Below are 12,275 nucleotides of genomic sequence, written 5' to 3'. Positions count from 1 at the left end.
AAGGAGTCTCTTCCCTGTTCGTCGTCGACTGAGGGGTCTCATTGCATCCGTTCCCTCTGAGCGGGCCGTGGTATCGGATCCAGGCGATCACCGCTCCCTCGCGCACTTCGTCCGCGGAGTGGGACTTCGTCACGGTGCTCCCCGCGGTCCTGTCCGCCGCGCAGCGCAACCGGCCGTTCGTCATCGGCTGGCTGTCGCGTGGGTCGGGTGCCCCGCTTGAGCTGATCACCAACGCGGGACCGCTCACGCCGCCCAAGCCACCGCGCCGGGCGGCCTCGGCCCCGGAGCCGCCGGTCACCGGCCCGCAGCCGCTGCTGTTCCCCGGTGGCGCGCGGGGCGTGGAGATCGGCGACGAGTGGCTGGCCGACCTCGCCGACCTCGTCTGGACCCCGTGCCCCGGCCGTCAGGCCCCGCCGCTCTACGGCAGGCGCGAGCCGGAGCCGGACGAGCCCAAGCGGCCCACGCTCTTCGAGTCGACGCTGGTCACGCTCATGTCCCGGCCGTTCGCGTGGGTGGTCGTCGCCGAGCCGACCGACCTGCTCGACGCCGAGGTCGCCCACCTGCGCACCCAGCTCAACGTGCTGCGCCAGTACGGCGACGCCTCCGAGCGGTCGCGGTTCGACGCCGAGCGGGCCGAGCGCAGGATGCAGGAGCTGGACGCGTTCCGGGAGGCCGGCCTGTGGAACGTCCGGGTGCTCGCCGGCGCGGCGGGCCCCGACGAACTGCGCCAGATCGCGCCGGTGCTGGTCGGCTCGGTGGAGATGAGCCACCACCCCTACCGGCTGCGCAGCGCGATGACGCTGCCCGCCCTGTCGGGGGACGGCGCGAGCGAGTCGGTGTACGGCTTCGCCGAGGCGCTGGCCGTCGACCTGCAGGACTCGGCCGACGGCGCGGCGGCGCCGTTCGCGGCGACGGCGGGGGCCCTCGCCGCGCTCGCCGGGCTGCCGCGCCGGGAGGTGCCGGGGGTCCGGGTGCTCGACGCCGGCTTCTTCGATGTGACGAGCGAGGCCGACGTGGAGGGCTCGGAGTCGATCGACCTCGGCGCGATCGTCGACGGGCAGGACCGCGCCGTCGGCGCGTTCCGGGTGCCGCTCGCGACGCTGAACCGGCACGCCTTCGTCACCGGCGCCACCGGCTCCGGCAAGTCCCAGACCGTACGGCACCTGCTGGAGCAGCTCACGATCGCGGGCATCCCGTGGCTGGCCATCGAACCGGCCAAGTCGGAGTACGCCGCGATGGCCGGCCGCGTCGAGCACCTGGGCCCGCTGACCGTCATCAACCCCTCGGCGCCGGACAACGTGCCGATCAGCGTCAACCCGCTCGCGCCCGAGCCCGGCTATCCCGTGCAGGCGCACATCGACATGGTCAGGGCGCTGTTCCTGGCGGCCTTCGACGCCGAGGAGCCGTTCCCGCAGATCATGTCGCTGGCGTTGCAGCGCGTCTACGAGGCCAACGGCTGGGACGTGGTGACCGGCGGCGGCATCCCGGGGGCCGCCGTGCAGCCGGCGGTGCCGACGCTGGAGCAGCTCCAGCAGCACGCGCTGGAGGTCATCCAGGAGATCGGGTACGGCAACGAGGTCCAGGCCGACGTCGAGGGCTTCATCAGCCTGCGCCTGCGCAGCCTGCGCGTCGGCAGCGCGGGCCGGTTCTTCGAGGGCGGCCACCCGGCCGACATCGGCGGCCTGCTCCAGCGCAACGTGGTGCTCGCGATCGAGGACGTCGCCAACGACGAGGACAAGGCGTTCCTCATGGGCACGCTGATCATCCGGATCGTCGAGCACCTGCGCATGCGGGCCCGTTCCGAGCCGCGGGCCGAGGACGGCGTCGGCGGCCTGCGGCACGTCATCGTGATCGAGGAGGCCCACCGGCTGCTGCGCGACCGGGGCTCCCAGCGGGCCTCCACCCACGCCGTCGAACTGCTGGCCGGGATGCTCGCCGAGATCAGGGCGTACGGCGAGGGCATCGTCGTGGCCGAGCAGATCCCGACCAAGCTCGTCTCCGACGTGGTGAAGAACACCGCGCTCAAGGTCGTGCACCGGCTCCCGGCCGAGGACGACCGCGCGCTGGTCGGCGCGGCGATGAACCTCAGCGAGGACCAGTCGCGTCAGGTCGTGTCGCTCCAGCCGGGCTTCGCCGCGGTCTTCGCCGACGGCATGGACCGCCCGCTGCGCGTCCAGGTACCGCTCGGCGAGGACCGCGAGCGTGAGACGCTCGGCCCGGTCCCGCCGATCTGCGGCCGCCGATCGGCCGCCTGCGGGCGCGAGTGCCGCACGGGCAAGGCCTGCACGCTGGTGGAATTGCGCGAGGCCGACCTGCTCGCGGTGGCCCCCGAGTGGGCGTGGCTGCGGATCTGGACCGACACGGCGGTCCTGGCGTTCGTGACGAACCGATCGCTGCCGGGCGTGCCGCGCGTGCTCGCCGACATCTGGGCGGAGCTGCCGGTCAAGCGGCGCGAGTGCCTGCTGGCCACGCTGGTCGAGCGGTCGGTGTCGCGCCGCGCCTGGTCGCTGCGCACGTGGTTCGACCCCGCGCTGCTCACCGAGAAGGCCGCCGAGGTGGCGGCCGGGCTGCTCGCGGCCGGTCAGGCGGACGGCGCGGAGGGCGAGCCGCCGATGCGCGCCGGCGAGCGGCCGGGCGCGGCCTGGGTCATCCCGCAGGTCCGCTGGCTCCACGAGGTGGACCGGCTGTTCCCCTTCGGGCATCCCGCGCCCAACCTGCGCAGCCCCGCCCCGGCGATGGAGTATCCGCTGTTCGGCACCGACCCCGCCGGCCGGCCGTACCCCCACCAGGGGGTCAACGGCGCCGAGCCCGCCGAGGGCGCGGTGGCGGTCGGCGTGCGCACGGAGCTGCTGGGCCACCGGGCCAAGGCGCTGCGCCACCACCCGCTGTCGATGGAGGTGGACCGCAACCGCGCGCTGGCCTGGCGGGTCATCCTCGGCGACGACGAGCACGAGGGCATCCAGCGGGACGTGACGACGGTCGCCATCGGCGTCGAGCCGCGCGAGCGGATCAGATACATCGCCCAGACGATGAGCGCGGGCTGGCTGGAGACCGTGCTGTCCTGGCCGCGCCGGTTCGTGCTGCCCTTCGACGGCGACACCCCCGCCGAGCTGTCCTTCGGATCGTGATTTCGGGCGGGGGCACTAGGATCTGGGCATGAGTCAGCTTCCGTTGCGGGCCCAGCTCGCCAGTGCGCTGGGCCGTACGGCCGCGACGCTGTCCAGGGCCACCGGGCGCGGCGACGGCTCGGTGATCGGCGGCAGGGTGGGCCTGATGCTGGAGCCCGACCTGCTGCGCAAGCTCGCGGCCGACCGCAAGCTCGTCCTGGTCAGCGCGACGAACGGCAAGACCACGACGACCCGTCTCATCACCTCGGCGCTGCAGGAGCTCGGCGACGTGGCGACGAACGCGTTCGGCGCCAACATGCCCGCCGGGCACGTGTCGGCGCTCGCCTCCAGCAAGGGCGCGCCGTACGGCGTGCTGGAGGTGGACGAGAAGTACCTCCCCGAGGTGCTGGACACCACCGAGGCCGGGATCGTTTGCCTCATGAACCTGAGTCGCGACCAGATGGACCGGGCGGCCGAGATCTGGCTGCTGGCCCAGAAGTGGCGCCGCGCGCTCGCGGGCCGGCCCGCCCACGTCATCGCCAACTGCGACGACCCGCTGGTCACCTGGGGCGCGTCCACCGCCGCCCGGGTGACGTGGGTGGCGGCCGGGCAGCGCTGGCGGGAGGACTCCTGGTGCTGCCCCGAGTGCGGCGGCCCGCTCGACCGGGCCGGGTTCGGCAACGGCGGGCAGAACCTGACCGCCGCCCAGCTCGCCGACACCAGCTGGGCCTGCCGCGAGTGCACCTTCCACCGTCCCGAGCCCAACTGGGTGCTCGACGGTGAGGACGTGATCGACCCCCGCGGGCAGCGCTGGCGGCTGGACCTCCAGCTTCCCGGCCAGGCGAACCGGGCGAACGCCGCCATCGCGCTGGCGGTCGCCGAGACGCTGGGCCTCGACCCCGGCCGGGCGCTGCCCCGGCTGCGTACGGTCACCTCGGTCGCGGGCCGCTACACCACCGTCGAGCGGGAGGGCAGGTCGCTGCGCCTGCTGCTGGCCAAGAACCCGGCCGGCTGGCTGGAGGCGTTCGACGTAGCCGACCCGGCGCTGCCGATCATCCTGTCGGTGAACGCGCAGGGGCCGGACGGCCGCGACACCTCCTGGCTGTGGGACGTCGACTACCGCATCCTGCGGGGCCGGCCCGTGCTGGTCACCGGCGAACGCCGGCTCGACCTCGCGCTGCGGCTGACCGTCGCGGAGGTGCCCTTCCAGCTCTGCGAGTCGTTCGAGCAGGCGGTGGCCGTCCTCGCCCCCGGCAAGATCGACGTGATCGCCAACTACACCGCGTTCCAGCAGATCCGAGCGGAGTTCGGCCGTGCCGTCTGAATTGTCCATCGTCTGGATCTATCCCGACCTGCTCAGCACGTACGGGGACCAGGGGAACGTCCTGGTGCTGGAGCAGCGGGCCCGGGCCAGGGGGATCCCCACCCGGACCATCCACGTGCGCTCCTCGGACCCCGTGCCGCAGCAGGGCGACGTCTACCTGATCGGCGGCGGCGAGGACCGGCCGCAGATCCTCGGCGCCGAGCGGCTGCGCCGCGACGGCGGCCTGCACGCCGCGATCCAGCGGGGCGCGGCCCTGCTGGCGGTCTGCGCCGGCTACCAGATCATGGGCACGGTGTTCGGCGGCGAGGAGGGCCAGCCGGTGTCCGGCGTCGGCCTGCTCGACATCAGCTCGGGGCGGGGCGAGCGGCGCGCGGTCGGCGAGCTGGCCGCCGAGGTGGACCCCGCGCTGGGGCTGCCCACGCTGACCGGGTTCGAGAACCACATGGGCGTGACGAGGCTGGGGCCGGGGGTGCGCCCGCTGTCCCGGACGGTCGTCGGCACCGGCAACGGCGACGGCACGGAGGGCTGCTACGCGGGCCGGATCATCGGCACCTACCTGCACGGCCCGGCGCTCGCCCGCAACCCCGCGCTGGCCGACCTGCTGCTGAGCTGGGTGACCGGGCCGCTGCCCGCGATCGACGACGGCTGGTACCAGGCGCTGCGCGACGAGCGCCTGCGCGCGGTGCTGCCCGCCTGACCCGCCCGCGCCTCCGGTCCCCTAGAAATCGGGGGCCGGCGGTCGGTCGCCGGGCGGGCCCGGAGCGGGGTCAGTAGACGAGCGCCTGCACGCCCTCGCCCAGGACCTCCTCGACGAATGTGGGGGCTCCCGCGATGCGGACCCCGTCGATGACGTCGTCCACCGTGATGCCCCTGCGGGCGGCGCACTGCGTGCACAGCGTGACCCTGCCCGCGGCGAGGACGGCCGCGAGCAGGTCCTCCAGCGGCGCGGCCTCGGCCAGGGTGAACTCCTTGGCCCGCCCCGGCAGGGCGAACCAGGAGGACTCGCCGGTCAGCCACAGCGAGACCGGGACACCGCTCGCCAGCGCCGCCGCCGCGACCGTGAAGGCCTGGTTGCAGCGCTCCGGGGCGTCCGCCCCGGCCGTCACCTTGATCACCAAAGATCGTGCCATAACGGAAGCCTAGTCCGCCGGGCCGCCGTGTGTTCTCCGCCACTCACTTCCCGCCGCGCACCAGGTCGGGACGGAACGCGAGGATGAGTCCGAGAGTGGTGTAGCCCACCAGCAGGTGGGCCGCGCCGACGACGTTGGACACGGAGGTGCCGAAGATCGCCAGGGTCGGGAGGGTCACGACCACCCAGCTCTCGGCGACGAGCGGCCACAGGCGGGCCGCCCCGCGCCACCGGCCGGTGATGGCGATCTTGACGCCGAGCACGAACATGCCCAGCATCGACAGCGGCCAGAACGCGTCGAGGATCCCGAGCCAGACCGTGTCACGCGCGGCCGGGAAGAGGCCGTGGACGAGGCTCCACACCATGGCCAGGGCCAGCAGCACCCGCTCAGCCTGCACCATGCCGCGCGCCACGCGGCTCACGCCGGTCGCGCCGGTGCGGAGCATGATCGTGAGAAGGCCTTGGGCGCCGATCTGGAACGCCAGGCCGCCGAGGTCGGTGATCATGAGGGCCGGGTCGCCGGCGACGTCGAAGCCGTAGACGAAGCTGACGGCCGACCAGGTCAGCGCGCCGGTGGAGAGGCCCAGGGCCAGCCGGCGCACCGTCGAGTCGGCGAGCCCTCCGGTGGGAGCGGCGGTGGGGGCGGCGGGGTCCGTGTGCGCCGGGACGTGGGAGGTGCTGGTCATCGGGCTTCCTTCGATTCGGGGGTGGAGCGGCGGTGGGGATCACCGCGGCGACGAGGACGATCCTGCTGAATCACCGCCCCGGGCCGTCAGGGCGCGGCGTCCCGATTCCGGGCCTGTCTCGTGTCCCAGGACGGACGGGACGCGCGTCCTAGGGACATCCCGTTCCGCCTGCGGCACACTGCTCTGGTGCGGTTTGTGATGGTTCGTCGGCCTGTGCGCCTGAACGTCGCCGGGCTCGCGTTCCTCGTGGTCGCGATGGCCGCGGCGGTGGCGGCTGCGCTGATCGGCCTGCGGGTGCCGCAGGCCCACCGGGTCCTGCTCGACCTGCCTCCGGCGGGTCCCGACGCGATGGCGGGCGTCGCGCTGGCCACGGCCGGCGCGGCGGTGCTCACCCGGCACGCGCGCCATCCCCTGGGCCGGCTCATGGCGGTCTTCGGCGCCTGGTGGGCGGTGGACGACGCGGCCGCCTCGTGGCTCGCCTACGCCACCCTGCACCACCCCGCACTGCCGGGCGGGTCGGCGGCCTTCTTCGTCTACCAGCGGCTCGGCGCGGGACTGTTGCTGCTGCTGCCGCTGGTGCTGCTGCTCTACCCCGACGGGAAGATGCCCACGGGCTGGTGGCGCGGGGTCACGCTGGTCAGCCTGGCGCTGACGAGCCTGCTCCCGCTGGCCCTGGTCGCGGTGCCGTCCGCCATCGCGCAGGCGACCTCGGACTCCCGGCCGATCCCCGCGCCGCTGACCGCACTCGACCTCGATCCGCTGTACGTCCCGCTGCCGGACGCCGTGTGGAGCGGCGTGCTCCTGGTGGCCCAGCTGTGCATCCCGCTCAGCCTCCTCGCGCCGTTCGTCGTGGTGGTGCGGCGCTACCGGAGGTCGGCCGGCGTCGGCCGGGCGCGCATGCGCTGGCTGCTGTGGGCGGCCGTGGCCGACCTGCTGGTCATGCTGACCATCCGGCTGCTGCCGAACGACTTCGGCACCGCAGGTCTCGACATCGCCCTGGTCCTCACGGCCGGATCGGTCGCGGTCGGGATCGTCCGGCCGGACCTCGTCGACATCGACCGGCTGCTCGGCGGGACCGTGGTGTACGGCGCCCTGCTCGCCCTGACCCTCCTGCTCGACCTGCTGGTCCTCGGCGGCGCGGGCCGCCTGCTGGGGCCGCGCCTGAACGAGGGGGAGCGCCTGGTCATCGCCGTCTTCGCGGTCGCCATCCTGTACGCGCAGCTACGGCACCGGCTGTGGCGGCTGGTGCGGCGCTGGGTCGTCGGCGAACGGGACGATCCCTACCGCGTGATGTCCGGGCTCGCCGAGCGGCTGGAGCGGGCCGACGACTCGGGGACGCAGCTTCTCACGCTGGCGCGGACGGTGGCGCGGGCCTTCCGGTCGCCGTACGTCGGCGTGGAGATCACGCAGTTCAGCGGTGAACGGCTGCTGGTCGAGGACGGCGAGCGTCCCGCCGGGACGCGCGCCCTGCCCATCACCTACCGCGGCGAGGAGATCGGCCGGTTGCTGCTGCCCCGCCAGGCGCCCTCCCGCACCCGGCTCTCGTCGAACGACGAGCGCCTGCTGGCCGACCTGATCCGGCAGGCCGCCGCGGCCGCCCGCGCCGTACGCCTCGCAGAGGAGTTGCAGGGCGGCCGCGAGCGCCTGGTCGCGGCGGTGGAGGACGAACGCCGCCGCCTTCGCCGCGAGTTGCACGACGGTCTCGGGCCGGCCCTGGCCGCGGTGGCCTCCCGCGTCGACACCGCGCGGATCACCGCCCGCCGCTCGCCCGAGGAGGCGGACCGGATCCTCGGCCTGGCCCGGCAGGAGCTCACCGGGATGCTCACCGAGGTGCGGCGCCTGGTGCACGGCCTGCGGCCGCCCGCGCTCGACGACGTCGGGCTGGTCGGGGCGATCCGGCAGCAGGCGGAGCGGCTGCGGGCCCCGGGACTGGCCGTCCGGGTCGAGGAGTACGGCGACCTGTCCGACCTCCCGGCGGCGGTCGAGGTGGCGGCGTACCGGATCGCGTCCGAGGCCCTCACCAACGTGGTCCGGCACGCGCGGGCCGGCGAGTGCGTGATCACGCTCACCCGCGACGGCGAGGCGGGGTGCCTCGACGTCGTGACGACCGACGACGGCGTCGGCCTCGGCGACGGCGTGGTGAGCGGCGTGGGCCTCGTCTCCCTGCGCGAACGGGCCGCCGAACTCGGCGGGTCGTGCAGTGTGACCTCCGCCGGGTCCGGCGGCACGCGGGTGTGGGCGCGGCTGCCCATCGGACCGCCCGCCACGAGGCGAGAGGCCGTGACGCGAGCGGCGACGACGGAAGAGGTGGGGATATGACGGGACAACGCCCGGTGACGGTACTCGTGGTGGACGACCACCCGGTGTTCCGCGAGGGCTTCGCGGCCCTGCTGGGCAGCATCGACGAGGTCGAGGTCGTCGGGACCGCCGCGACCGGCGCCGAGGCCGTCGAGCAGGCCGCCCGGCACGAGCCCGACGTCGTGGTCATGGACGTCTCGATGCCCGGCATGGACGGGATCGAGGCCACCCGTCACATCCTGCGGGAGCGGCCGGAGACCGGTGTCGTGGTGCTGACCATGTCCGAGGAGGACGGCACGATCTTCGAGGCGCTCCGCGCCGGAGCGCGCGGCTATCTGCTCAAGGGCGCGGAACCCGAGGAGGTGGTGCGCGCGATCACCACCGTGGCCGGCGGCGGCGTGGTGTTCGGGGCGGTCCTCGCCGGGCGGATCACCGACTTCCTGGCCCCGAGGCCGCAGAGCGGCGCCGCCACGGCGTTCCCCGGCCTGACCGCCCGCGAACACGAGGTGCTCGACCTGGTGGCCGCCGGACTGTCGAACGGCGAGATCGCCGCGCGGCTGTTCCTGTCCCAGAAGACCGTGCGCAACCACGTGCACGCGGTGCTCGGCAAGATCCAGGCGGCCGACCGGGCGGAGGCGATCATCCGGGGGCGGGACGCCGGCCTCGGCCGCTGAGGCTCCGCGGCCGGGCTGTGCGGTTCTGTCGGGAGGGCCGTCTACCGCCTCTAAGCTCGTCTCCATGGACGTACACCCCGACCTTGAGCCGATCGCCTTCCTCCTGGGCCGCTGGGAGGGGGCCGGCGTGATCGGCTATCCCACCATGGAGAGTGCCAACTTCGGCCAGGAAGTCGTGTTCGGGCACAACGGGAAGCCGTTCCTGAGCTACCGGAGCCGTAGCTGGCTGCTCGACGCCGAGGGCAACAAGGTCAGACCGCTGTCCACCGAGGCGGGTTTCTGGCGCATCCAGCCCGGGCGCCAGATCGAGGTGTGCCTCGCGCATCCCACCGGCATCGTCGAGATCTACGTGGGGGAGGTCGTCTTCCACAAGATCGAGCTGCGTACGGACGTGGTCGCGCGCACCACGACGGCCAAGGAGTACAACGCGGGCCACCGGCTGTACGGCCTGGTGAACGGCAACCTCATGTACGCCTACGACATGGCGGCGGTGGGGCACCCGCTGCAGTCGCACGCCTCCGCGGAGCTCAGGAGGACCGGCGACTTCGACGAGCAGGAGTGACGAGAGCGGGAGTCACGAGAGCGCGAGTGGGGGAAAAGAAAGAACCCCGGGCGCGCTCCGCCTCCTGAGGAGGCGGGCCGGCTGGACCATGGCCGAGGACATTCGTCCGCGGCCGCCGGCTGCCCGGGGTTCCGGTGTCTGTCGAGGATTCGCCGGGACGTCGTACGACATCCAGACGGAGGGTCCAGATGGACGAGTCCTAGCGGACAGCCACCTCGCTAGCCCAATAATGATCAACCATTGTTTGGACCACCTCCCTTCTGCGTGCATTCAAGTTATGCGAGCGATCCGCGAAGGGGCAAGCGGATTATCGGCCGGCCCCCGGGGCGTGGCGGAGGCCGGTTTCCGCGCCACGACCTAAACTTCTGGTCATGGCCGAGACTTGGCACGAGGAGCTGCGGGCCCGCGGCTACCGGATCACCCCCCAGCGCCAGCTCGTGCTGGAAGCGGTCACCGAGCTGGGGCACGCCACGCCGGAGGACATCTGCGCCCGGGTGCAGCGGACGGCCAGAGGGGTCAACATCTCGACCGTCTACCGGACCCTCGAACTGCTGGAGGAGCTCGGGCTCGTCACCCACACCCACCTGGGTCACGGCGCTCCGACCTATCACCTCGCCTCGGAAGCCGATCACGTCCACCTCGTCTGCCGGGGTTGCGGCGAGGTCACCGAGGTGGCCCCCCCGCTCGTGGACGGCCTCGTCTCGGCCCTCGACGCGGAACTGGGCTTCGCGACCGACGTGCGCCACCTCACCGTCTTCGGCACCTGCCGGAAATGCCGCTGATGTTGTTAAACGTCGGTAATGTCCCATTTGTGGGCGGTGCTACACCCTTCTGACGGTAGCGTTGCGGGTGAGACACCTTGCCGTCGTCAGGAGTACACGTGACCGTTCCTGCGGACGCCGCCCGGCGGCGCATCGTCGAGATATTCACTTCCCAGGAAGAGCCGCTGCTGCGGCGGTGGAGCCAGATCTCCGGCGCGCCGATCGACGAACTCCGGGATCTGCACCAGGCGTTGCGCACGGCCCTCGTCGGCGACGCCGACCTCGCCGACGTACGCGGCCTGCTCGGCGAGCTGTCCCGCTCCCGCGCCCGGCAGGGCTACACCCCCTCCGACACCGCCCGGGTCGTGTTCTCGCTCAAGGAGGCGGTGTACGAACAGGTCGAGGCCGACGGGCAGACCGAGGCGCTGCGCGGCTTCGCCTGGCTGTCGCGGCTGATCGACGACCTGGGGCTGTTCACCTTCGAGACCTACTCCGCCGCCCGCGAGAAGATCATCATCGACCAGGCCGAGCAGCTTCTCGAACTCTCGACCCCTGTCGTGAAGCTGTGGGAGGGGATCGTCGCGGTGCCGCTGGTCGGCACGCTCGACTCCGCCCGTACCCAGGTGGTGATGGAGAAGCTGCTGCAGACGCTGGTGGACACCGGCTCGGAGCACGCGGTGATCGACATCACCGGCGTGCCCGCGGTGGACACCGAGGTCGCGCAGCACCTGCTCAAGACCGTCGTCGCGGCCCGGCTGATGGGCGCGGAGTGCGTGATCTCCGGCATCCGCCCGCAGATCGCGCACACCATCGTCACACTGGGCATCGAGTTCGGCGACATCGTGACGAAGGCGTCGCTCGCCGACGCACTGGCGTACGCGCTGACGCGCAGCGGTGTGCAGGTCAAGGGCGCCGCGACCACCCGGGTCGCGGTCAGGGCGGAGCGCGGCTGATGGAGCGTGTGCCGATCCTCAAGCTCGGCGACATCCTGATCGTCTCCATCCAGATCGATCTGGACGACCAGAGCGTGCTCACTCTGCAGGAGGACCTGGCCGAGACGGTTGTCTCCAGAGGAGCGCGCGGGGTGATCATAGACATCACCGCCGTGGAGATCGTCGACTCGTTCATCGGCCGGATGCTCTCCACCATCGCCGCGATGACGCGCATGCTCGACGCGGAGACCGTGGTGGTCGGGATGCGTCCCGCCGTGGCGATCACGCTGGTGGAACTGGGACTGTCGCTCGGCGGCGTGCGCACGGCCCTCAACCTCGAAAAGGGAGTCGTGATGCTGGAGCACGCGAGGAGCGCCGAGGGGTGAGCGGGCAGGAGCTGCCCATCGCCACCAACGGTGACGTCGTACTGGTACGCCAGAAGGTCAGGAGCGTGGCGGCCGAGATCGGGCTCTCCCTGGTCGACCAAACCAAGATCGTAACCGCCGCCAGCGAGCTGGCCAGGAACGTCCTGGTGCACGCCGGCGGTGGGCGGGTGGAGGTCGAGAAGGTCTCCACCGGGCTGCGGCCGGGCCTGCGGCTGGTCTTCTCCGACGAGGGCCCCGGCATTTCCGACATCGCGCAGGCGATGACCGACGGATTCACCACCGGGGGTGGTCTCGGGCTCGGCCTGAGCGGGTCGCGGCGGCTCGTCGACGAGTTCGACCTGGTCTCCGCCCCGGGTGAGGGCACCCGCATCACGGTGACCAAGTGGGCCCGTTGAGCGGCCCTGACGAGCCGCCCG

General features: G+C 72.7%; 12 protein-coding genes. 10 read left to right on the top strand and 2 right to left on the bottom strand.

The window, feature by feature from the left end:
• Positions 1-41: 41 nt before the first annotated feature.
• From FED44_RS10995 to FED44_RS10985, 3 genes are read left to right on the top strand one after another with little or no spacing between them, the layout of a single operon-like run.
• Positions 42-3,128 (top strand): ATP-binding protein, encoded by a 3,087-nt coding sequence (locus FED44_RS10995; protein ID WP_111697708.1) that lies wholly within the window; start codon positions 42-44, stop codon positions 3,126-3,128.
• 28 nt (positions 3,129-3,156) lie between these two features.
• Positions 3,157-4,431, top strand: a complete 1,275-nt coding sequence (locus tag FED44_RS10990; RefSeq protein ID WP_138460555.1) for a MurT ligase domain-containing protein — start codon at positions 3,157-3,159, stop codon at positions 4,429-4,431.
• Entirely contained in the window at positions 4,421-5,128 is a 708-nt protein-coding gene (locus FED44_RS10985) for a type 1 glutamine amidotransferase (RefSeq protein WP_111697706.1), read from the top strand. Before FED44_RS10990 ends, FED44_RS10985 begins: the two co-directional genes overlap by 11 nt.
• A 70-nt stretch (positions 5,129-5,198) precedes the next feature.
• Here FED44_RS10985 and FED44_RS10980 read toward each other — a convergent pair whose 3' ends face one another.
• Both FED44_RS10980 and FED44_RS10975 read right to left on the bottom strand, forming a co-directional pair.
• Positions 5,199-5,561, bottom strand: a complete 363-nt coding sequence (locus tag FED44_RS10980) for a DsrE family protein (protein ID WP_111697705.1) — start codon at positions 5,559-5,561, stop codon at positions 5,199-5,201.
• Positions 5,562-5,604: 43 nt separating this feature from the next.
• Complete coding sequence (locus FED44_RS10975; RefSeq protein WP_111697704.1) at positions 5,605-6,246, bottom strand: hypothetical protein; 642 nt, start codon at positions 6,244-6,246, stop codon at positions 5,605-5,607.
• A 213-nt stretch (positions 6,247-6,459) separates the two neighbouring features.
• Between FED44_RS10975 and FED44_RS10970 the strand changes: the two genes are divergently transcribed.
• The 7 genes from FED44_RS10970 (at position 6,460) to FED44_RS10940 (ending at position 12,254) form a co-directional block, all read left to right on the top strand.
• Positions 6,460-8,565, top strand: coding sequence for a sensor histidine kinase (locus FED44_RS10970; RefSeq protein WP_138460554.1), 2,106 nt, complete (start codon positions 6,460-6,462; stop codon positions 8,563-8,565).
• Entirely contained in the window at positions 8,562-9,218 is a 657-nt protein-coding gene (locus FED44_RS10965; RefSeq protein WP_138460553.1) for a response regulator, read from the top strand. The genes FED44_RS10970 and FED44_RS10965 overlap by 4 nt, the downstream gene beginning before the upstream one ends.
• A 64-nt stretch (positions 9,219-9,282) precedes the next feature.
• Positions 9,283-9,780, top strand: a complete 498-nt coding sequence (locus tag FED44_RS10960) for a heme-binding beta-barrel domain-containing protein (protein WP_111697702.1) — start codon at positions 9,283-9,285, stop codon at positions 9,778-9,780.
• A gap of 371 nt (positions 9,781-10,151) precedes the next feature.
• Positions 10,152-10,562 (top strand): Fur family transcriptional regulator, encoded by a 411-nt coding sequence (locus FED44_RS10955; RefSeq protein WP_111697701.1) that lies wholly within the window; start codon positions 10,152-10,154, stop codon positions 10,560-10,562.
• Between the two features lie 98 nt (positions 10,563-10,660).
• Positions 10,661-11,494, top strand: coding sequence for an STAS domain-containing protein (locus tag FED44_RS10950; RefSeq protein WP_111697700.1), 834 nt, complete (start codon positions 10,661-10,663; stop codon positions 11,492-11,494).
• Complete coding sequence (locus FED44_RS10945) at positions 11,494-11,859, top strand: STAS domain-containing protein (protein WP_208758908.1); 366 nt, start codon at positions 11,494-11,496, stop codon at positions 11,857-11,859. The genes FED44_RS10950 and FED44_RS10945 overlap by 1 nt, the downstream gene beginning before the upstream one ends.
• Positions 11,856-12,254, top strand: coding sequence for an anti-sigma regulatory factor (locus tag FED44_RS10940; protein WP_138460552.1), 399 nt, complete (start codon positions 11,856-11,858; stop codon positions 12,252-12,254). Before FED44_RS10945 ends, FED44_RS10940 begins: the two co-directional genes overlap by 4 nt.
• The last annotated feature ends 21 nt before the right edge of the window (positions 12,255-12,275 follow it).

It is taken from the genome of Microbispora triticiradicis, assembly GCF_005864065.1.
Taxonomy (GTDB): Bacteria; Actinomycetota; Actinomycetes; order Streptosporangiales; family Streptosporangiaceae; genus Microbispora; species Microbispora triticiradicis.
The sequence above is the reverse complement of the archived record's forward strand: the minus strand, read 5'-3'. Positions and strand labels throughout refer to the sequence as shown.